The organism is Streptomyces sp. 1114.5, from assembly GCF_003635085.1.
Lineage (GTDB): Bacteria > Actinomycetota > Actinomycetes > Streptomycetales > Streptomycetaceae > Kitasatospora.
The window spans coordinates 925,749-946,017 of the sequence record NZ_RBXE01000001.1 but is presented as its reverse complement, the minus strand read 5'-3'; the positions used below and the strand labels follow the sequence as shown (position 1 = coordinate 946,017).

The window sequence follows — 20,269 nt, the reverse complement described above, 5'->3', positions numbered from 1 at the left end:
GACGCTTCGGCACATGCCGCGTCGGCCGTCGGAACACCACGTAGCGCCCGGGTGTTGGACACTGGTGGCCGACGCAGCCACCAGGCATCCAGACGAAGGCGGGCCGATGACCACGACGCAAGCGCGCACCGAGCCGGACCACGTGCCGGGCGCCGACCCGCACGCCGGCCACGCCGCCGACCCCGCGGCCGCCGCCGGACACCAGGGCGGGCACGGCCCGCACGGCTACAGCGCGCAGAAGGACGCCCACCTCAAGCGGCTGCGCCGGATCGAGGGCCAGATCCGCGGCCTCCAGCGGATGGTCGACGAGGACGTCTACTGCATCGACGTGCTCACCCAGGTCTCGGCCAGCACCAAGGCGCTGCAGTCCTTCGCGCTCTCCCTGCTGGAGGAGCACCTGCGGCACTGCGTCGCCGCGGCCGCCGAGCAGGGCGGCGCCGAGCTGGACGCCAAGGTGGCGGAGGCCACCGCCGCGATCAGCCGGCTGCTGCGCAGCTGACCCTCCGGCGCGTCGGCTGATCCGGATCCCGCGGACTCCCCCGGCCCGTCGGCTCCTTCGGCCGGGTCAGCCGTCGCCCTCCCGGTCGGCCTGCCCCGGCTCCGCCCGGTCGAGCAGCACCTCGTCGATCCGTTCGGTCGGCAGCCGGTCGCCGGAGCTGGCCGTCGCGGCGATCATCAGCTCGCCGGCCAGCTCGATCTCGTCGAGGGCCGCGTCGTCGTGGCCGCCGCTGCGGCCGCCCGTGGACGACACCACCTGCACCACCCCTTCAGTGCCTCGCCAGCCCGGGCGGCAGCCACCCGACGTCCAGCCTAGGCACTCCGGGGCCCGTCCACATGGCACGGACGGGCCATCTCGGCGCCGCCGAAACGGGTGGCCGCCGCTCCCCGGACGGCCACCCGCTCCGGCTGCGCCCGGTCTCTCCCCGGCGCCGGAGCGCTGCCCCGGCGGCCTACTTGGGACTCTCCGTGGGCTTCATCTGGTAGATGTCCGCAGCCGCCGGCTCGGCCGCCTCGACCGGCTTGCCGAAGTCCGTCAGCGAGACGGTCGAGGTCACCTTCACCTGGTCCTTGGGCTCCTTGGAGCCCGCCACCCCGGCGAAGGTGAACACCTCGACCACCTTGCGCAACCGGCCCTGGTCGTCCAGCCAGGCGTCGTACGGGACCTCCTTGACGGTGAAGGTCTGCGCACCCATCCGCAGGCCGTCCCCGCCCCGGCCGCCGGTCGCGTCGGCCGCCTTGGCCAGGTCCAGGGTGCCGCGGTAGTGGTGCAGCGCGACCCCGTCGGCGGTCTCGGTGCCGACCGCCTCCGCCTTCTGCGCCCCGCGCAGCGCCCCCGCCGCCGAGGCCGGGTCGGTCGCGCCGCTGCTGACCAGGTTGCCGTCCGGCAGCTGCCGCACGTCCAGCTTGACCCACTTGCCCTCGGGCACCTTGGCGCCGCTGTTCTGCAGGTAGACGGTGCCCGGCAGAACCACCTCGACGATCTTCCCGGTGGTCGCCGCGCCCGGCGGCACCTGGACCTCCAACCGGCCGATCCGCTTCACGTAGTCGTAGCCGCCGGTGCCGCTGAACGAGGCCTTCTTCTCGGCGGACTCCGTCACCAGCTCGGTGGCGGTGTGTGCGGAGCCGGTGCGCCCGGTGATGTCGGCTGCGTTACGCACGGCCGTCAACGGGTCCGCGGCGAGCTGGTCGGGGGCGCTCGACTGCTGGTCGGAGGAGCCGCTGCCGGAGCCGCCCGAGCAGCCGGCTGCCCCGGCCGCCAGCGCGGCGGCGAGCAGGGCGGCTCCGGCCGCCGAGCGCAGGTGCGGACCCGGACGGCACGCTGGCCGCCCGGTGCGCTGCTGGTCGGTCATCTTCATCCTCGCGACAACCCCCTCGGGCCCGTACTGCCCCGCCGGACACCGCCGGGTGGGCAGAGCTCTTTCCGGGCAAACGAGTTGGGCGGAGAAGGGTTACGGGTGCCGGCGCCCCGGCGGCGTCGCGCCCCGGCCGCCCGGCGCGTTACGGTGAACCACGTGCACAGTGAGCTGCCGGCCGCGCCCGGCACCCGGATGCCCGAGCACCGCCTCTCGATCAGCGAGCGCGGTTCCTTCGCCTACGCGACCTGCAGCTGCGGCTGGTACGCCCCGGCCCGCCGCTCCCGGGACCTGGCCCGCCGCGAGGGGGCCGACCACCTCGCCGAGAACAGCGTCGAGCCGGACTGACCGGCCGCCGCCTGGACTGACCGGCCGACCGGCGCGGTGGCCGGTCAGGCCGCGAGGTCGGACTCCGGCGGCTGCTCCTCGGCCCGCACCGCCCCGCGCCCGCGCCGCCGGCTGCGCCGGCCGTTCCCGGCCGGGGCCGCCCCGCCGCGCTCCGGCGCCCGGATCAGCGGGGCCACGGCCGTGCGGCTCAGCGCGTGGCAGAACGGGACCAGCACCGCCATCGCGATCGGCGCCAGCAGCAGCACCACAGCGACGGCGAGCGCGAAGCCGCCGATCACGTCGGTCGGGTAGTGCACGCCCATGAACATCCGGCAGAAGCCCTGCAGCAGGGCCAGCCCGCCGGCGATCCAGCCGAGTCGCCGGTTCACCAGGAACAGTGCCACCGCGACGCCCATCGTCATCGTCGAGTGGTCACTGACGAAGGAGTGCGTGCCGGCCTTGCCGTCCACCAGCACCAGCAGCCCCGGGTGGTCGACGAACGGGCGCGGACGGTCCACGATCGCGGCGATCGGCAGGTTGGCCAGCTCGGCGATGGCGACCGAGAGCGGCACCCAGAGCAGCCCGGCGACGGCCACCGGCGCGTCCGGACGGCGTCTGGCCTGCAGCCAGGCCACCAGCCCCAGCATGGCCAGGCCGATCAGGATGCCGTACTCGCCGATCCACGAGACCAGGTGGTCCAGCCACTGCGGGGAGCGTTTGGCCAGGCCGTTGACGGCGTAGAGCAGGCCGAGGTCGGGGTTGCTCGTGTCGGCAAGCGGCGTCGACACGCCGCACCTCCTTCTGGTCCGCTGCACCTGTTCGATACCGCCGGGGCCCACCCGGCGCGGACGGCTGACGAGGGGCCACCGGAAGAAACGTCATTTCCGGGACACAGCGTTCCACGGAAACGCGCAGTTATGGAAACTTGACTCAGCGTCCACACCGCGCACACAGGTCCCGACCGACCCGTCCTACCTGGCCGCCGCGGCCTGCGCCGTCGCGTCCACCGGGGCTGCCGGAGCCGTCGTGGTCGCCGAGCCCGGCCGGCTGGGGGCGTTGACGGCGCCGGCGCTGTTGCGGGTCGGCAGCGCCTGGGCCCCGTCCGTGGTGACCCGGGTCGCGCCGATGTACTCCTTGGTGTCGATCTTGTCGTAGCGGATCACCGCGTTGGTGTGCGGCGCGTTGATCATGTACCCGCCGCCGACGTAGATCCCGACGTGGTGGATGCTCCGCGGATCGCTCAGGTCGGTCGCCCAGAACACCAGGTCCCCCGGCCGCAACTGATCCCGCGACGGGTGCGGACCGGCGTACCACTGGTCGTTGGCCACCCGGGGCAGGCTGATCCCCACGCTCGCGAACGCGGCCACCGTCAGCCCCGAGCAGTCGAACCGCCCGTTCTGCGAGGGCAGCCCGTCACCGCCCCACAGGTACGGGGTGCCCAGCTTGGTCTGCGCGAAGTAGATCGCCCCCGCCGACTGCGGGGACACCTCCACCGGCGCGTTCGGCGTGCTCGGCGCGGTGAAGCTGCGGGCCATCGCCTGGATGTTCCGCACGTAGCCCTGGGTCTCCTTGTACGGCGGGATGCCCCTGTTGCTCGTCACCGCGTACGGGCCGGCGTTGTAGGCGGCCAGCATGTTGGCCTGCGGATCGCCCGGCACGCCCGAGACGTCCTTGGCGAGCGCGCAGTCGTAGACCGCTGCCGAGGCGATCGCGTCGAACGGGTCCCAGGGGTCCTTGCGGCCGTCCCCGTTCCCGTCCGTCCCGTACGTCGCCCAGGTGCCCGGCATGAACTGCGCCATTCCCTCCGCGCCGACACCGGAACGGGCCTTGGGGTCGAAACCGCTTTCCTGGTACAGCTGCGCCGCGAGCATCGGGGGAGAGATCTCCTGGCAGAGCGATCCCCACTTCTGGACCGCGTCCTGGTAGGCCCCGGGGACCGTTCCCGGAGAGAGGGCGGAACGATTCGCCGACTGCTGCGGCGTCCCACTCGCCGCATAAGTCCCCATCGTCACCAGCCCGATGAACCCGAACGCAACAACTCCCGCAGTGGCGGCGGCCATCCCGGCCTTCCGGAGTACCATCAGCACCATCCCGACGAATCGTCAGTCGAAGTGTCCCGGAAGGCGTTGCTCACCGCAATCATCAGAGATACAAAGAGTGAGCGCTATCCTTCGTACGGTGGACATCCTCGCGTACGTGTCCGAAGCCTCACGACCAATCCGCGAGAAGTAGCCAAGTCGACATCAGATCTGGCCAAGAATAGGTACCGACCCTTCGCGCGGGCCGGGTCCGGGCCCTTGAATTTGCCTGATCGGGCGGTGAGATGGAAATGAACCTGAGCAGCGTGCACACCCTTGCGGTCGGCCACCTGGCCGAGGACCCCCCAAAGAAGCCGAATATCGACACCATCATCGGCGGGATCGCCCCGGACTGGGGCCCGTTCGCGAGTCTCGGGTCGGAGGCCCGGGTGATGGTCGAGGTCATCATGGCCGTCGCCATCCTCGTCTGCCTCGGCATCGCCGTCTGGGGCGCGGCCAAGCAGCGGATCGGCGCGACCGCGATGCGCGACAGCTTCGGGGCCGAACAGGGCAAGGGACTGATCGTCGCCGGGCTGACCGGCGTGTTCATCATCGGATCACTCGGCACTCTGTTCACCATTGTCTACGGCATGGCGATCTGACGATCGGACAGCAGTAGTCCGGCTCGTCCGAGACCGGGTCCCCGTCCGGACCCCCTCCAGCGGCCGGCCTGCCAGGAGTCCACCCCCGTTCCCACCCTCCGTCCGCGCCCGCCACCGGCCGGAGGGCCCCCGGAGCCGCCCCCGGCTCCCCGCACCAGGAGGGCCGCCGTGCCGTTGTCCGACGACCAGCCGCACACCCGTACGCGGCTACCGGTCGGCGAACAGCCCTCCCCGCAGCCGAGCCTGCGTCAGTCGAGGCCCCTGCGTACCCTGCTGACCGTCCTCCTCGTGGTCACCCTGCTCGTCGTCGCCATCGCCATCGCCAACCGCGGCAAACCACCCCTCGGCAGCGGCAGCGGCAACTCCGCCGACCACGCCGCCCCCGGCGCGACCTCCGGCGCCGGCCCCGCCCCCAGCGGCGACCAGCCCGTCGGCACCACCGCCAACGGCATCCCGACCGGCTACCCGCACACCGACCCGGGCGCCCAGTCCGCCGCGGCCAACTACGCGGTCGCCATCGGCTCCGCGGACATGTTCCGCACCGACAACCGGCACACCATCGTCGCCACCATCGCTGACCCGGCCGCCGCCCCGGCGCTGCAGAGCCGACTGGACCAGGGGTTCGGCGGCGACACCGTCACCCGCTACGGCCTCGACGCCCAGGGCCGCGCCCCCAAGGGCCTCACCTTCGTCAGCCGCACCGTCCCGGTCGGCACCAAATCGACGGGCTACAGCGACAGCGACACCAAGGTCGAGGTCTGGTGCACCGGCCTCACCGGCCTCGCCGGCGAGCACTCCGTCCAACCGGTGACCGCGAACTGGTTCACCCTCACGCTCTCGCTGCACTGGACGGGCAGCGACTGGAAGCTCACCGACTTCACCCGCAAGTCGGGACCAGCTCCCATGCCGAGTGATCAGCAAGCGGCCACAGCGGATGAGATCGTCGGAACAGCAGAGCAGTTCGGAGGGTTCCGCTATGCGCGTTGACGGCGCGGTCAGGAAACGGCTTCCTCGATTCGGTCGGGTCGCCACGGCTTTCGTCCTCGCGCAGGCCGCAGCCGTGAGCATGGCATCCCGGGCCTTCGCGGATCCGAGTCCGAGCCCATCGGCGAGCAACAACTGCGACGTCCTTCCACTGCCCGGTAGTGACGTCTACTGCGCGTCGAAGCCCGGAGGGTCGGTCCCCGGCGGTGGCACTGTTAGCAACGTGACCGATCCGCTCGGGTCGTTGGCGAAGAGTTGTGCGCAGGCGGCGGCTTGGGTGGTGCGGAACCTGTCGGGGGCGATCGACGGGACGACGCAGGTGGACTTCACCAATGCGTCGTTCCTGCAGCAGTACGCCGTGGTGTTCGCGGTGTCGACGGTGATCACGCTGGTGTTGTGGTTGCTGGCGGTGACGAAGCGGGCGGTGCGGGGGGCGCCGTTGACGTCGGCGTTCTCGGAGGCGATCGGGTTCCTGTGGCTGACGGTGGTGGCGTCGGCGTTCACGCCGTTGATCCTGTACACCGTGGTGAGCGTGACGGACGGGCTGACCAAGGCGATCGCGGTCGGGACGAAGACGGATACCGGGTCGTACCTGGGCGGGTTCGCCGACACCTTGGAGAAGGGGAACGTCGGCGGCGGGCCGTTGATCCTGGTGCTGGTGTCGCTGGTGGCGGTGCTGGCGGCGGCGGTGCTCTGGATCGAGCTGCTGATCCGGGCGGCGATGCTGTACGTGGGTGCGCTGCTGGGGACGGCGGTGTACGCGGGGCTGGTGGACAAGCAGCTGTGGAAGCACGTGCGCCGGTGGGCGGGGGTGATGCTGGCGGTGGACCTGGCGAAGCCGATCATCGTGGTCATCCTCGGCCTGGCGGGCGCGGTGGCGACCGGGGCCGGGGCCAGTGACGACTTCGCCCGGGTGCTGTCGGGGCTGGCGATCCTGTTCCTGTCGATCTTCGCCAGCGCCGCGATCTACCGCTTCGTGCCGGGCTTCGGCGACGAGATCCTGAACATGCGCCAGGCCCGGGCGAACGCGGTGCAGGCGGGTTCGGCGATGATCAACGGCACCGCGAACCTGATGAAGCAGGGCATCACCACCCACGGCGACCGCGGCGCGGGCGCGGGCGGGGGTGGCGGTGGTGGTGCGGGCGGCTCGGTCGCGCCGGGCATCGCCGCTCATGCCGGTCGGACGCCGGCTCCGCCGCCGCAGGCCGGGCCGCCGCAGGCGGCCCCGGTTCCGATCCGCGACAGCAATCCAGCGAAGGGAGGGTGACGGGTAAGTGAGCAGCGAACCGCTCGGCCAGTACGGCGCCCAGTACGCCCAGCCGTACGTGCACCAGCGCCGCACCTACCTGATCGGCAAGGCCCGCCCGAACGCGCCGATCGGCCGGAACCGGGAGTCCGGCGAGATCGTGCTGATCATCTTCGGGGCGTTCCTCGGCATGCTCTGGGGCCTGTTGATGCCCGTCCTGCCGCTGCGGATCGGCGGTCTGGTCGGTCTGCCGGCGCTCGCCATCGCGGCGGTGTACGTGCCGTACCGCAAGCGCACGTTCTACAAGTGGGTGGAGATCAACCGCACCTACCGTCGGACGGTCCGCAGCGGGCGGGCGGTGTGGCGTTCGGACGTGATGGACGCCGGGACGCGGCTGGACGGCCGGGAGGTGGAGGTCGGCCCGCCGCCCGGGGTGGGGCGGCTGCGCTGGCTGACCGCGCCGTTCGGACCGGACGAGGTCGGGGTGCTGATGCACCTGGAGCGGCGGACGGTGACGGCCGCGATCGAGATCGAGGGCCCGGGTGTCGGGCTGCGCGACTCGGAGGACCAGGAGGCGCTGGTCGACCGCTTCGGGACGCTGTTGAAGCACGTCGCCAACGGGGACGGCTTCGTGACCCGGCTGCAGATCCTGGCCCGCACCCTGCCGGCCGACCCCGATGCGCACGCCAAGGACGTGGAGCGCCGCGGCGACCCGGCCTCGCCGCGCTGGCTGCAGGACTCGTACGACCAGCTGCAGTCGATGGTGTCGACCTCCTCCGAGCAGCACCGGGCGTACCTGGTGGCCTGCATGCACTACACCCGTGACCTGGCCGCCGAGGCGCACGCGATGGGTCGCAGTGCCGATGGGCGGAGTGCGACCGGCCGACGGGCGCGGGACGACGAGGGGCTGGCGGCCGTGATGGCGCGCGAGCTGACCGACATCTGCGCCCGGCTGGCCGAGGCGGACATCCGGGTACGCCAGCCTCTGGGCCAGGCCCGGCTCTCCTCGCTGCTGCACTCGATGTACGACCCGGACCACCCGATCGACCACATCCAGGCGATGTCCCGGCGCAACGCCTGGCCGGCCGAGCTGGACGCCACGCACCCGCAGTACCTGCAGGCGAAGACGCGCGAGTCGGCGACCCGTGCGCCGTGGTGCCACGCCACCGCGTGGATCAAGGAGTGGCCGCTCACCCCGGTGGGCGTCAACTTCCTGGCGCCGCTGCTGGTGCACACCCCGGACGTGATCCGGACGGTCGCGGTGACGATGGACCTGGAGCCCACCGACGTCGCGATCGAGCGGATGCTGACCGAGAAGACCAACGACGAGGCGGAGGCCAGCCGCGCGGCCAAGATGAACCGCACGGTCGACCCGCGCGACCTGGCGCACACCGGCCGGGTGGACCAGCGCGGTGACGACCTGGCCTCCGGCGCGGCCGGGGTGAACCTGGTCGGCTACATCACGGTCTCCTCGCGCAGCCCCGACGCGCTGGCCCGCGACAAGCGGACCATCCGGGCCTCGGCCGGCAAGAGCTACCTCAAGCTGGAGTGGTGCGACCGCGAGCACCACCGGGCCTTCGTCAACACCCTTCCGTTCGCGACCGGCATCCGCCGCTGACACCGCTGCGGATCCCCGCACCCCGTCCGACCGTTCCGCCGACTCAGGGAGGCCGCACATGGCGCTCGGCAACCTCACCGACGCCTTCACCAGCCTGATGTTCGGCAAGGTGGAGACCACCCGCCTGCCCGTGCGCACCTCCACCGGCCAGGCGCAGGCGGTCTACCTGCCCACCGCGGCGCCGGGGCTGGGCGATTCGGGCGTGATCATCGGGCGGGAGGTGTACAGCGGCAAGGGGTACGTGTACGACCCCTTCCAGCTGTACGGGCAGCAGCTGCCGGCTCCGCACTGGCTGGTGCTCGGCGAGTCCGGCAACGGCAAGTCGGCGCTGGAGAAGACGTACGTGCTGCGGCAGTTGAGGTTCCGTGACCGTCAGATCGTGGTGCTCGACGCGCAGGGCGAGGACGGCGTCGGCGAGTGGAACCTGATCGCCGACGCGCTGGGCATAAAGCCGATCCGGCTGGACCCGATGGCGGCCCGGGACGGCGGGGTGAAGCTCAATCCGCTGGATCCGGCGATCACCCAGACGGGGCAGCTGTCGCTACTGCGCACCATCATCGAGGTGGCGATGGGGCGCGGCCTGGAGGAGCGGGCCGGCTTCGCGCTGAAGGCTGCGCACGCCCACGTGGTGGCCTCGGTGCAGGACCGCCAGCCGGTGCTGAACGACATCATCGACACCCTGCGCAGCCCCGAGCTGTCCTCGGTGGAGTCGCTGGGCGTGGCGGTGGACGAGGTGCAGTCCTGGGGCCTGGACGTGGCGCTGGTGCTGGACCGGCTGGTCGACGGTGACCTGCGGGGGATGTTCGACGGGCCGACCACCGAGGGCATCGACCTGGACGCGCCGCTGATCGTCTTCGACCTGTCGCACATCGACCGCAACTCGATCGCGATGCCGATCCTGATGGCGATCGTCGGGGTGTGGCTGGAGCACACCTGGATCCGGCCGGACCGGAAGAAGCGGATCTTCCTGGTCGAGGAGGCCTGGCACATCATCAACAGCCCCTTCGTGGCGCAGCTGTTCCAGCGGCTGCTGAAGTTCGGCCGCCGGCTCGGGCTCTCCTTCGTCGCGGTGGTGCACCACCTGTCGGACGTGGTGGACGGCGCGGCGGCGCGGGAGGCGTCGGCGATCCTGAAGATGGCCTCCACCCGGACGATCTACATGCAGAAGGCCGAGGAGGCGCGGGCCACCGGCCGGGTGCTGGGTCTGCCGCGCTGGGCGGTGGAGATCATCCCGACCCTGTCGCCCGGCATCGCGGTCTGGGACGTCAACGGCAACGTCCAGGTGGTCAAGCACATCATCACCGAGGCCGAGCGGCCGCTGGTGTACACCGACCGGGCGATGACCGAGGACGCGGTGGCCGAACGCGTGCGGGCGGAGCGCCAGTTGGCGGCCGAGCCGGGGGTCTGAGCCGGGTTCAAGCCAGGGCCGAGGCGGGGGTCTGCGCAGTCTGCGCACCCCGCGGACGGCGATGGTTCGTCAGGAGGTAATGCTCTCGTTACGTTCGACGTCCTGACAGCTACGCGCGTTGACCCTAGGCTTCACAGGCGCAACACATGCCCGTACGCCGATGCTGTCCGCAGCCCGGTGCTCCTCCGAGGTGCAGGGGACCCCTCTCATGCTCACCGTCAGATCCCGACGGACGGCGCTCGCCGTCGTCGCCGCCGCCGGTCTGCTCGGCACGGTGGCCGTGCCGACGGCCGCCCAGGCCGCCGACGCCAAGCGTCACAAGACCGTCAACCTCCAGCTGCTGGCGATCAACGACTTCCACGGCAACCTGGAGCCCCCGGCCGGCTCTTCCGGCACGGTCAAGGAGATCGACCCGGCCACCGGCAAGGAGGTCTCCACCCCGGCCGGCGGCATCGAGTACCTGGCCACCGAGCTGCGCAAGGCCCGGATCCCGGCCGACGACTCGATCACCGTCGCGGCCGGCGACATCGTCGGTGCCAGCCCGCTGACCTCGGCGCTGTTCCACGACGAGCCGACCATCGAGGCGATGGACAAGCTCGGCCTGGACGTCACCTCCGTGGGCAACCACGAGTTCGACGAGGGCGCGCAGGAGCTGCTGCGGATGCAGGAGGGCGGCTGCCACCCGACCGACGGCTGCTACGAGCCCGGCCGCACCTTCAAGGGCGCCAACTTCAACTACCTGTCGGCGAACGTCACCGACGAGAAGACCGGCAAGAACCTGCTGCCGCCGTACTGGGTGACCAAGTCCCAGGGCGTGAAGATCGGCTTCATCGGCGTCACCCTGGAGGGCACGCCCAACATCGTGACCGCCGAGGGCGTCAAGGGCCTGAAGTTCGCCAACGAGGTCACCACGATCAACAAGTACGCCGCCGAGCTCAAGGCGAAGGGCGTCAACTCGATCGTCGCGCTGATCCACGAGGGCGGCTACCCGGCCTCCAGCGTCTACAACTACGACTGCGGCGCGGCCGGCCAGGGCATCTCCGGCCCGATCGTCGACATCGCGAAGAAGATCGACCCGGCGGTCGGTGCCATCGTCACCGGCCACACCCACAACGCGTACGCCTGCAGCATCCCCGACCCCAACGGCGTCCCGCGCTCGGTGACCAGTGCCGCCTCCTTCGGCCGGCTCTTCACCGAGATCGACATGAAGCTGGACAAGACCACCGGCGAGATCGTCCGCCCCTCGGTCAAGGCCGAGAACCACGTGGTGCGCCGTACGGTCGAGAAGGCGCCCGACATGACGGCGCTGGTCGACCACTACCAGAAGCTGGCCGCCCCGATCGCCAACCGCCCGATCGGCTACATCGGTTCGGACATCAACGGCCGCGGCAGCAGCGACCTGGAGAAGCCGCTCGGTGACGTGATCGCCGACGCGCAGCTCGCGGGGCTGGCCCCGGCGGACAAGGGCGGGGCGCAGCTCGCCTTCATGAACCCGGGCGGCATCCGCTCCGACCTGGTCTACAAGGCCTCCGGCAGCGAGGGCGACGGAGTGGTGACCTACGGCGAGGCGTTCACCGTCCAGCCGTTCACCAACATGATGCAGGTCAAGACGCTGACCGGGGCCCAGCTGGTCCAGCTGCTCCAGCAGCAGGTCAGCGGCCCCAACGGCGCCGCGCCGAAGATCCTCCAGGTGTCGTCGAACCTGCACTACACCCTGGACATGCGCAAGACCGGCGCGGACCGGGTGCTCGTGGACTCGATCCGGCTGAACGGCGCGGCGCTCGACCCGGCCGCCAAGTACCGCGTCGCGGCCAACGAGTTCCTGGCCGGCGGCGGCGACGGCTTCCCGGCCTTCGCGGCCGGCACCGACAAGCTCGTCGGCGGCTCCGACCTGGACGTCTTCACCGCCTACCTGGGTGCCCACAGCTCGGCGGGCGCGCCGCTGCAGGCCCCGGCGCAGGACCGGATCAAGGTCATCGGCCCGGGCAGCGACATCGACTGACCGTGCGCCGGACGGGGCCCTGGGCCCCGGGGACGGGCGGGGCGCTGTCGGGGCGCCCCGCCCGTCCCGTTTCTTCCGGTGCCCTGTCCCGGCTGCTCCTGGGCGGATTACTCCGGGGCGGGCCCGCCGGGCAGCCGGACGGTGGCCAGCGCGCCGGGACCGCCGTCCGTGGCCGGGCCGAGGGTGACCTCCCCGCCCGCGTCCCGGACGCTCTGTGCGACGATCGACAGCCCGAGGCCGGAGCCGGGCAGCTGCCGCGAGGACGGCGAGCGCCAGAACCGGTCGAAGACGTACTGCAGTTCGTCCGGCGGGATGCCGGGGCCGTGATCGCGGACGGTCAGCACGCCCTGTCGCAGCCGGATGTCGATGGTGCCGCCGGGCGGGCTGTACTTGACCGCGTTGTCCAGCAGGTTGATCACCGCCCGCTCCAGCCCGGCCGCGTCGCCGTGCACGTACCAGGGCTCGGTGCTCGTCTCGAAGACCAGCCCCGGGCCGCGCAGCTTCGCCCGTTCCACGGCCCGCCCGGCGATCTCGTGCAGGGCGACCACGGCGAGGTTCGGTCCGGTCTTGGGGGAGTCCGGGCGGGAGAGCTGCAGCAGGTCGCCGATCAGGACGGTGAGCTCCTGCATCTGCGCCTTCATGTTGCCCAGCAGCTTGGTCTTGGTGGCGGCGGGCAGCGGGCGGCCGGTGTCGTTGCTGCGGATCAGCAGGTCGACGTTGGTGCGCAGCGAGGTGAGCGGGGTGCGGAGCTCGTGGCCGGCGTCGGCGATCAGCCGGGTCTGGCGCTCGCGCGAGTTGGCGAGGGCGGTGCTCATGGAGTTGAACGAGGTGGAGAGCCGGGCGATCTCGTCGTCCCCGTGGACGGGGATGGTGGTGCCGACCTCCTCGGTGCGGGCGATGTGCTCGACGGCGTCGGTGAGTTGGTCCACCGGTTTGAGGGAGGAGTGGGCGACCAGGCGGCCGGCGACGGCGGCGAGCAGGATGCCGCCGACGGAAACCGAGCCGAGGAGGATGGCGAGGCCTTGGAGGGAGTCCTCGACGGGCTGGGTGGGGGTCGCGACCATCACGAGGACGGGCCCGAAATTGAAGCTGCGTGCGGTGGAGATCCGGACGATCGCGGGATCCCCGTTGGTGTACTGGCCGTCCCGGATGATCGATTGTCCGGGCTTCAGGCGGAATGCGTCGGTGTCGCCGGACTTGAGCACGATGGCTCTTGTGGCATTCGGTGGCAGACAGACCTGGACGGGATTGGTCAGAACGTACTGCGTGTCCCTGGAGACGGGCCCGTTGGCCTCCTGGCTGCTGGGCGCTTCGGCGAGGGCCGCCTCCGGGGTGGCCGGGCAGGGAATGTTGAGAGTCACTCTGGGAGGCAGCGGTGCGTTCGCCAGGTCCGTCCGGACCTGGTTGTAGAGCTGCTTCTCCACGATGAACCAGCACGCCAGCGCCGACAGTGCGATGGCCACCGCCACCGCCGCCGCGCTCAGGAAGGTGAGGCGGCTGCGCAGGGAGCGGGAGCGGAACCAGTGGACGAGGCGCCGACGGCGGCCGGGGGTGCGGGGCGGGGCCAGCGGCGGGGGCGGGACGCTGGTCACGCGCCGGCGCCGGCGGCCGGGCGCAGGGCGTACCCGACGCCGCGTACGGTCTGGATCAGGCGGGGCATGCCGCCCTGTTCGGTCTTGCGGCGCAGGTACATCACGTACACGTCCAGGGAGTTGGAGGAGGGCTCGAAGTCGAAGCCCCAGACCGCCTTCAGGATCTGTTCGCGGGTGAGGACCTGGCGGGGGTGGGCGAGGAACATCTCCAGCAGCATGAACTCGGTGCGGGTGAGTTCGATCGGCTTGCCGGCCCGGGTGACCTCGCGGGTGGCGGTGTTCATCCGCAGGTCGGCGAAGGCGAGGACCTCGCTCTCGTCCTCGGCGGCGGCGCGGGCGGCGGCCTCGGCGGCGAGGGCGTTGCGGCGCAGCAGGGCGCGGACGCGGGCGAGCAGTTCGTCGAGTTCGAAGGGCTTGGCGAGGTAGTCGTCGGCGCCGACGTCGAGGCCGGTGACGCGGTCGCCGACGGCGTCGCGGGCGGTGAGCATCAGCACCGGGACGGTGTCGCCGCGCGAGCGCATCCGGCGGACGGCGGTGAGGCCGTCCATCCGGGGCATCATGATGTCCAGCAGGACGAGGTCGGGCCGGTCGCGTTCGACGGACTCCAGTGCTTCGTAGCCGTCCGTGGCGGTGGCGACCTCGTAGCCCTCGAAGGCGAGGCTGCTCTCCAGGGCGTCCCGGAGGGCGGGTTCGTCGTCGACCACGAGGAGCCGGGCGGCGGGGTGGCCGGGCTCGGCGGGGGTGCGGTCGTCGGCGGACGGGGTCATGGGCGGGTGCCCTTTCTCGTCGGGTGGAGGGCCTGCTGGGTCTGCTGGGAGCAATTGTCCGTCGTGCGGCTGGTGGCCCGGGCGGTTTGGCCCGGAAGGCGGGCTCTAGAGGTTCTGGCCGGCTTCGAGCTTCGGCAGGACCTGCTTGATGTCGTTGATCGGGATGGCGAATCCGAGGCCGACGCTTCCGGCGGTGCCGCCGCCGGCGGTGGAGCTGGTGCCGTTCGGGGCGTACATGGCCGAGTTGATGCCGATGACCTGGCCGTTGGCGTTGATCAGCGGGCCGCCGGAGTTGCCGGGGTTGAGGGCGGCGTCGGTCTGGAAGGCCTTGTAGGTGGTGGTGCTGCCGCTGTTCGACTGGGGCGTGCTGCCGCGCATGCCGGGCAGGGTGGGGAAGCCGAAGCCGCCGTTGCCGCTGGTGGTGCCCTCGTCGAGCTGGACGGTGACGTCGCGGTTCTCGGCGCTGATGATGCCGGAGGTGACGGTGCCGGTGAGGCCGTCGGGGTTGCCGATGGCGACGACCGGGTCGCCGACGGCCACGGCGGAGGAGTCGCCGAGGACGGCGGGGGTGAGGTCGCGGGCGCCGGTCGCGGTGATCACGGCGACGTCGAGGGCCTTGTCGGTGCCGGTGACGGTGGCCTGGGCGGTGGAGCCGTCCTTGAAGGTGACGGTGATCCGGCCGCCCTTGGTCGCGGTGTCGATCACGTGGTAGTTGGTGAGGATCCGGCCGTCCTTGTCGAGGACGACGCCCGTTCCGGTGGCGGTGCCGTTGCCGTTCTTGACGGTGATCTGGACGACGCTGGGCGAGACGGCGGCAGCGATGGCGGGCACGTTCGCACTGCCGTCGCTGCGGGCGGAGACCGGGCTGGCGACGGCGGCGACCCGGGTGTCGCCGGACTGCCGGTCGGCGGCGACCACTCCGCCGGTGACCCCGCCGATCACGGCGGCGATCGCGGCGACGGCGGTCACCAGGGCGAGCCGGCCGCGCAGCAGGCCGCGCCGGGCCCGGCCGCCGTGGCCGCCGTGGCCCTCGGGGGAGCCGGGGCCGATGAGGGTGGGCGGCTCGGGCGGCATGGGCGGGGGAGGGGGCGGTCCGTCGAAGCCGCCGGCGGAGTGGTCCTCGCGGTAGGCGTACCCGGCCGGGCCGGTGGTGGCGTCGGTGCCGCGGCCGAGCACGGTGCCCTCAATGACCCGGGGCTCGTACGGGCCGTAGTGATCGCCGTGCTGGTTGGGGTGCTGCTGCTGTTCGCTCATGCCGACCAAGCTCCGCCCGGTGGATGAGGAGTGGATGAGAACCGGCTCAGAAGGGGGAGAGAAGCCCGTTGGGTTCTCATAAAGCCTGGTCAGGCGGCCGGTGGAGCGGACTCGGGGATTCCGGATCCGCTCCGTCCGCCGATCCGCTCCGCCCGCGGATCCGCTCCGCCCGCGGCCGGCCGGGTGCTACTCCGCCCCGGAGCGGCCCGGCGGCGGCCCGTCGCAGCCGCAGGAGCGGCGGATGACCAGGCGGGACGGGAACTTGCGGACCCGCTCGGTGTCCGAGCCGGGCACCATCAGGGAATCGTCCAGGACCAGGTCCACGGCGGCCCGGGCCATCGCGTCGCGGTCGGAGGCGACGGTGGTCAGCGGCGGGTCGGCGAGCGCGGCCTCCGGGACGTCGTCGAAGCCGGCCACCGCGAGGTCCTCGGGGACGCGCAGGCCGACCTCGCGGGCGGCCCGCAGCACGCCGATGGCCTGGTCGTCGGTGGAGCAGAAGATCGCCCGCGGCCGGTCCGGCGAGCGCAGCACGCCGAGCGCGACCTCGTACGCGCCGTAGCGGTGGAAGGGCGCGTCGATCAGGTGCGGCTCGGTGGGGACGCCGTGCGCGTCCATGGCGCGCTGCCAGCCCTCGACGTGGTCGATGACCGGGTCGCCGGGGGCGGGGGACTCGACCGGGCCGCCGAAGCAGGCCACGTACGGGTGCCCGTGCACTTCCAGCAGGTGGCGCACGACGGCCTCGGCGCCGCCCACGTCGTCGGTGACCACCGCGACGTCGTCGATCGCCTCGGGACGGCGGTGCAGCAGCACCACCTTGGCCCCCTCCATCGCGGCGAACTCCTCGGCGGCGCGCTGTGAGGGGCCCTGGCTGACCAGGATCAGGCCGGAGACGCGCATCCCGAGGAAGGCGCGGACGTAGTGGACCTCGCGGTCGTCGACGTAGTCGGAGTTGCCGATCAGCACGAGCTTTCCGCGCTCGGAGGCGGCTCGTTCGACGGCGTGCGCCATCTCGGCGAAGAAGGGCTGGCGGGCGTCCGGGACGACCATGCCGATCAGGTTGGTCCGGCGGGAGGCCATCGCCTGGGCGACGCTGTTCGGCCGGTAGCCGAGCTGCTCGATCGCTGCGAGGACCTTCTCCTTGGTCGCGGGCGCGACCGGGCGCGGCCCGTTGTTGATGACATAGCTGACGACCGCGGTCGAGGTCCCAGCCAGTCGGGCTACATCGTCGCGCGTCACTTTGGCCACGGGTGGAGTCTACGCGTGTGGCCTTCGGGGCGGCAGTGGGAGCTGGGGCCGCGGCCCGGTGGACGGCGGGTGACTCCGGGATGAACCGGACAAGCCGGGCGGGGGACGGCCCGCCCGGCCGGCCCGGCTCGTCGGTCAGGCTTCCAGGGGGCTGGCGGGCCGCTGGGCGAGCTCCGGGCGCTCGCCCTTCTCGGGCTTCTCCGGGACGACGAAGCGGTAGCCGACGTTGCGCACGGTGCCGATCAGCTGTTCGTGCTCCACGCCGAGCTTGGCGCGCAGCCGCCGGACGTGCACGTCCACCGTGCGGGTGCCGCCGAAGTAGTCGTAGCCCCAGACCTCCTGCAGCAGCTGCGCCCGGGTGAAGACCCGGCCGGGGTGCTGGGCGAGGTACTTGAGCAGCTCGAACTCCTTGAAGGTGAGGTCGAGCGCCCGGCCCTTGAGCTTCGCGGAGTAGGTGGCCTCGTCGACGGAGAGGTCGCCGTTGCGGATCTCCATCGGGCTGTCGTCGGTGACGACCTGGAGGCGGCCCAGCGCCAGCCGCAGCCGGGCCTCGACCTCGGCCGGGCCGGCGGTGTCCAGCAGGACGTCGTCGATGCCCCACTCGGCGGTGACGGCGGCCAGGCCGCCCTCGGTGACCACCAGGATCAGCGGGCAGCCGATGCCGGTGGAGCGCAGCAGCTGGCAGAGGCTGCGGATCTGCGGCAGATCGCGCCGGCCGTCGACCAGGATGACGTCGGCGCTGGGGGTGTCCACCAGGGCCGAGCCCTCGGCGGGGGCCACCCGGACGTTGTGCAGCAGCAGTCCGAGGGCGGGCAGTACCTCGGCCGACGGTTGCAGCGCGTTGGTGAGCAGGAGGAGAGAACTCATACCCGGTGGTCCCCTTTCCGGGTCGTCGCGGTCGCGTTACGGCTGCCGCCACAGCCGGATGGCGCACGTGCTGAGGGGGAGGAGAGGCGGACGGGCGCCCGGGGCGTACCGAGGGAGCGGACGGCGCGCAGGGCGCGACGGCGGACCCGCCGGGGGTCCCGCAACCCCTGGCGCACCGTTTCTGCCCTGTTCATCACCGTGAACCCTCCGGTCTGGCCCGATGCCGGGTGGCGGCCCGGTGCCGGTGGCGACACCCCGGCCGGCCGGGGCACGTCGTTGTGCCGCGTCGAGCGGGGCGGTTCCCGCGGTACGCCGGGGGTGGGCCGACGAATCGCACGAACGTCCGTACTGGCGTCCTGAAAGCACAAAAGGACCCGGGGGCGACTCTGCCCGGATCCCTCTTGGTGGTCGAGGATAGCCGACCTCCTCGCGCACCGGGAGTGCCCGAATCAGGCGGTTCCCCCATTTCGGGCGTGCGCCGGGTGAGTCTGGACACAGCGTCGGGCGCCGCCGCGCACCGGTCGGGCCGGGCCGATTGCCGGTCGTGGCGGCGGACACGCCATCATGGGACGCACGTCGGCGGCGTTGCGCGGGTCCATCGTTCGGGTGGTCGGGCGGCCGTCGGCGGCGAGCCGGACCGGGGCACCGGGGCCGGGCGAGGACGACGAGAAGGGGTGGCCCCATGGGTGCGACCACCGAGCCCGCGAGCGGCGCCCGGGTGCGCGGGACGATCCGCTACTGGGCGGCGGCGAAGTCCGAGGCCGGGCTGGCCGAGGAGCCGTACGAGGCGGCGACCCTGGCGGAGGCGCTGACGGCGGCCAAGGAGCGGCACGCCGACCGGCCCAAGCTCGTCCAGTTGCTCGGGCACTGCTCGTACCTGGTCGACGGCGCCCAGGTGGGCGGCCGGGACCAAGCGACCGTCGCCCTGACCGAGGGCGGGACGGTCGAGGTCCTCCCGCCGTTCGCGGGAGGGTGAGCGGCGTGACGGACATGAACAACCCGAACCAGGGCGGCGGCTACGGCGAGTGGCCGGCGCAGCAGCCACAGGCACCGCATCAGCCGCAGCAGTCTCATCAGCCGCAGGCGCCGCAGCACGCGCAGTACCCGCAGCACCCGCAGCAGCCGGGGCACCCGGCGGCGCCGTACGGCTACCCGGTGGACGACGCGGCGGCGACCACGCTGATGCCGCCGGTGCCGGCGTTCGACGACGGCCCCGCCACGACGTTGCTGCCGCCGGTGCCCGCGTTCGAGGACGGGCCCGCGACCACGCTGCTGCCGCCGGTGGTGGTCTCCGGCGCGATGCCGGTCGCGCCGCCCGCCGGGCCGCCGCGGCACTCCGGGCCGGCTCCGGCTCCGGTGCAGCAGCAGCACCAGCACCGCCAGCAGCACCAGGCCCAGGCTCCGCGGCCGTCCGAGCAGCAGGCGCCGCAGCAAGCCCCGCAGCAGCCGCGGGCCCGGCACGCGGCCCCGGCGCCGCAGCCCGCCGCTGCGCCGCAGTCGGCGGAGGCTTTCGACTCGCCGACCATGACGCTCAAGCGTCCGGCCGCCCCCGGCCCGGTGGGCGCCCCCGGCGTGCCGCCGTTCGGGGTGGTCCCGGCGCAGCCCGTACCGCCGGCGCAGCCCGTTCCGCCGGCCGGTCCGCGCGGCCGGACCGGTTCACCGATCATCGACCCGGGCCTGCAGCCGGCCCTGATCACGGCCGGCGCGGCCGCGCTGCTGGCCGGCGGCGCCGCGCTCGGGCAGGTGGCGCTGGCCCTGGTGGTGGCGGTGCTGCAGCTGCTGACGGCGGCCGGGTGGTTCCGGCTGAACGGCATGTGGCCGGCCCGGCAGGGCATCCTGCTCGCCGCGCTGTCCGGGTTCACCGCCGACGCGGCGGTGCTGCTGGCGGACTCCGACGGCGGTGTGGCCGCCGTCGTGGGGACGCTGGGCGGGTTCTTCCTGCTGGTCCTGGTGCTGCAGACGTTCCGTCCGTCGGATCCGAAGGAGCGGTTCTACGCGCTGACCGTGCTGGGTTCGGCGACCGTGGTGACGGCGCTGTGCACCACGCTGCTGCTGGCGGAGTGGGTGCCGGCCGGGGTGGGCGCGGTCGCGCTGGCCACCGTGCTGGCGGCGGCTCCGCTGCCCGGGCCGAAGCAGCTGGGCCCGGTCCTGGGCCTGGCGGCGGCCGTGGCGCTGGGGCTGTTGGTCGGCGCGCCGCTCGCGCTGGGTGCGCTCGCCGGGCTGGGCGCGCTGGTCGGCCGAAGGGTCGCGGCGTACGACTTCCCGTCCCGGTTCGTGCACATGACGGCGGGCGTGGCGCTTCCGCTCGCGGTGGCCGCGCCGCTGATCTGGATGGCCACCGACCTGCTGGCCTGACCCCCGCCCCCGTCGGGGCCGCTTCCCGCCGACGTCCCGCCCCGGAACCATGCTCCGGGGCGGGACGTCGT

Annotated in this window: 19 protein-coding genes; 10 read left to right on the top strand and 9 right to left on the bottom strand. The window is 72.5% G+C overall.

All coding sequences use genetic code 11. From position 1 onward, the window contains the following. Window positions 1–106: 106 nt before the first annotated feature. Window positions 107–499 carry a metal-sensitive transcriptional regulator gene (locus tag BX285_RS04100; RefSeq protein WP_097236707.1) on the top strand — a complete coding sequence of 131 codons (393 nt, stop codon included), beginning with the start codon at window positions 107–109 and terminating at the stop codon, window positions 497–499. A 66-nt stretch (window positions 500–565) separates the two neighbouring features. Here BX285_RS04100 and BX285_RS04095 read toward each other — a convergent pair whose 3' ends face one another. After that, window positions 566–754, bottom strand: a complete 189-nt coding sequence (locus tag BX285_RS04095; protein ID WP_373560490.1) for a hypothetical protein — start codon at window positions 752–754, stop codon at window positions 566–568. Between the two features lie 196 nt (window positions 755–950). Then, window positions 951–1,850: a hypothetical protein gene (locus BX285_RS04090; RefSeq protein ID WP_097236705.1), complete on the bottom strand. Its 900-nt coding sequence runs from the start codon at window positions 1,848–1,850 to the stop codon at window positions 951–953. A gap of 162 nt (window positions 1,851–2,012) precedes the next feature. Here BX285_RS04090 and BX285_RS04085 point away from each other — a divergent pair, with 162 nt between their 5' ends. Next, the gene (locus BX285_RS04085; RefSeq protein WP_179852623.1) at window positions 2,013–2,201 is read left to right on the top strand and encodes a hypothetical protein; all 189 of its coding nucleotides are present in this window, start codon (window positions 2,013–2,015) and stop codon (window positions 2,199–2,201) included. 44 nt (window positions 2,202–2,245) lie between these two features. Here BX285_RS04085 and BX285_RS04080 read toward each other — a convergent pair whose 3' ends face one another. Together BX285_RS04080 and BX285_RS04075 are read right to left on the bottom strand one after the other, a co-directional pair. Beyond that, window positions 2,246–2,968: a phosphatase PAP2 family protein gene (locus BX285_RS04080; protein WP_121174483.1), complete on the bottom strand. Its 723-nt coding sequence runs from the start codon at window positions 2,966–2,968 to the stop codon at window positions 2,246–2,248. A 183-nt stretch (window positions 2,969–3,151) separates the two neighbouring features. Continuing rightward, complete coding sequence (locus BX285_RS04075) at window positions 3,152–4,261, bottom strand: bifunctional lytic transglycosylase/C40 family peptidase (RefSeq protein WP_097240075.1); 1,110 nt, start codon at window positions 4,259–4,261, stop codon at window positions 3,152–3,154. Window positions 4,262–4,509: 248 nt separating this feature from the next. Between BX285_RS04075 and BX285_RS04070 the strand changes: the two genes are divergently transcribed. The 6 genes from BX285_RS04070 to BX285_RS04045 all read left to right on the top strand — a co-directional run bounded on the left by BX285_RS04070 (window position 4,510) and on the right by BX285_RS04045 (window position 12,118). Further along, entirely contained in the window at window positions 4,510–4,860 is a 351-nt protein-coding gene (locus BX285_RS04070; protein WP_257032468.1) for a hypothetical protein, read from the top strand. A 168-nt stretch (window positions 4,861–5,028) separates the two neighbouring features. After that, window positions 5,029–5,847, top strand: coding sequence for a hypothetical protein (locus tag BX285_RS04065; protein ID WP_121174482.1), 819 nt, complete (start codon window positions 5,029–5,031; stop codon window positions 5,845–5,847). After that, the gene (locus BX285_RS04060; protein WP_121174481.1) at window positions 5,837–7,111 is read left to right on the top strand and encodes a hypothetical protein; all 1,275 of its coding nucleotides are present in this window, start codon (window positions 5,837–5,839) and stop codon (window positions 7,109–7,111) included. Before BX285_RS04065 ends, BX285_RS04060 begins: the two co-directional genes overlap by 11 nt. A 7-nt stretch (window positions 7,112–7,118) precedes the next feature. Then, complete coding sequence (locus tag BX285_RS04055; RefSeq protein WP_259470425.1) at window positions 7,119–8,708, top strand: SCO6880 family protein; 1,590 nt, start codon at window positions 7,119–7,121, stop codon at window positions 8,706–8,708. Between the two features lie 58 nt (window positions 8,709–8,766). Further along, complete coding sequence (locus BX285_RS04050) at window positions 8,767–10,116, top strand: ATP-binding protein (protein WP_097236703.1); 1,350 nt, start codon at window positions 8,767–8,769, stop codon at window positions 10,114–10,116. Window positions 10,117–10,324: 208 nt separating this feature from the next. Further along, entirely contained in the window at window positions 10,325–12,118 is a 1,794-nt protein-coding gene (locus tag BX285_RS04045) for a bifunctional UDP-sugar hydrolase/5'-nucleotidase (RefSeq protein WP_121174480.1), read from the top strand. A 107-nt stretch (window positions 12,119–12,225) separates the two neighbouring features. On the opposite strand, the gene BX285_RS04040 is transcribed toward BX285_RS04045, so the two are convergent. The 5 genes from BX285_RS04040 to BX285_RS04020 all read right to left on the bottom strand — a co-directional run bounded on the left by BX285_RS04040 (window position 12,226) and on the right by BX285_RS04020 (window position 17,843). Continuing rightward, entirely contained in the window at window positions 12,226–13,710 is a 1,485-nt protein-coding gene (locus tag BX285_RS04040; protein ID WP_257032466.1) for a HAMP domain-containing sensor histidine kinase, read from the bottom strand. After that, window positions 13,707–14,477 carry a response regulator transcription factor gene (locus BX285_RS04035; RefSeq protein ID WP_097236701.1) on the bottom strand — a complete coding sequence of 257 codons (771 nt, stop codon included), beginning with the start codon at window positions 14,475–14,477 and terminating at the stop codon, window positions 13,707–13,709. The genes BX285_RS04040 and BX285_RS04035 overlap by 4 nt, the downstream gene beginning before the upstream one ends. A gap of 105 nt (window positions 14,478–14,582) precedes the next feature. Continuing rightward, entirely contained in the window at window positions 14,583–15,731 is a 1,149-nt protein-coding gene (locus BX285_RS04030; RefSeq protein ID WP_310794177.1) for a S1C family serine protease, read from the bottom strand. A gap of 186 nt (window positions 15,732–15,917) precedes the next feature. Further along, window positions 15,918–16,976, bottom strand: coding sequence for a LacI family DNA-binding transcriptional regulator (locus BX285_RS04025; protein WP_097236700.1), 1,059 nt, complete (start codon window positions 16,974–16,976; stop codon window positions 15,918–15,920). Between the two features lie 135 nt (window positions 16,977–17,111). Further along, the gene (locus tag BX285_RS04020; RefSeq protein WP_097236699.1) at window positions 17,112–17,843 is read right to left on the bottom strand and encodes a response regulator transcription factor; all 732 of its coding nucleotides are present in this window, start codon (window positions 17,841–17,843) and stop codon (window positions 17,112–17,114) included. 682 nt (window positions 17,844–18,525) lie between these two features. On the opposite strand from BX285_RS04020, the gene BX285_RS04015 reads away from it, so the two are divergent. After that, window positions 18,526–18,819, top strand: a complete 294-nt coding sequence (locus BX285_RS04015; RefSeq protein ID WP_121174479.1) for a MoaD/ThiS family protein — start codon at window positions 18,526–18,528, stop codon at window positions 18,817–18,819. A gap of 5 nt (window positions 18,820–18,824) precedes the next feature. After that, window positions 18,825–20,198: a hypothetical protein gene (locus BX285_RS04010; protein ID WP_121174478.1), complete on the top strand. Its 1,374-nt coding sequence runs from the start codon at window positions 18,825–18,827 to the stop codon at window positions 20,196–20,198. Window positions 20,199–20,269: the final 71 nt, after the last annotated feature.

Bases quoted from the DNA above. Each gene is read 5' to 3' on its own strand.
- BX285_RS04100 (WP_097236707.1), top strand. From the start codon at position 107: ATGACCACGACGCAAGCGCGCACCGAGCCGGACCACGTGCCGGGCGCC.
- BX285_RS04090 (WP_097236705.1), bottom strand. From the start codon at position 1,850: ATGACCGACCAGCAGCGCACCGGGCGGCCAGCGTGCCGTCCGGGTCCG.
- BX285_RS04075 (WP_097240075.1), bottom strand. From the start codon at position 4,261: ATGGTACTCCGGAAGGCCGGGATGGCCGCCGCCACTGCGGGAGTTGTT.
- BX285_RS04070 (WP_257032468.1), top strand. From the start codon at position 4,510: ATGAACCTGAGCAGCGTGCACACCCTTGCGGTCGGCCACCTGGCCGAG.
- BX285_RS04060 (WP_121174481.1), top strand. From the start codon at position 5,837: ATGCGCGTTGACGGCGCGGTCAGGAAACGGCTTCCTCGATTCGGTCGG.
- BX285_RS04050 (WP_097236703.1), top strand. From the start codon at position 8,767: ATGGCGCTCGGCAACCTCACCGACGCCTTCACCAGCCTGATGTTCGGC.
- BX285_RS04045 (WP_121174480.1), top strand. From the start codon at position 10,325: ATGCTCACCGTCAGATCCCGACGGACGGCGCTCGCCGTCGTCGCCGCC.
- BX285_RS04035 (WP_097236701.1), bottom strand. From the start codon at position 14,477: ATGACCCCGTCCGCCGACGACCGCACCCCCGCCGAGCCCGGCCACCCC.
- BX285_RS04030 (WP_310794177.1), bottom strand. From the start codon at position 15,731: ATGAGCGAACAGCAGCAGCACCCCAACCAGCACGGCGATCACTACGGC.
- BX285_RS04020 (WP_097236699.1), bottom strand. From the start codon at position 17,843: ATGAGTTCTCTCCTCCTGCTCACCAACGCGCTGCAACCGTCGGCCGAG.
- BX285_RS04015 (WP_121174479.1), top strand. From the start codon at position 18,526: ATGGGTGCGACCACCGAGCCCGCGAGCGGCGCCCGGGTGCGCGGGACG.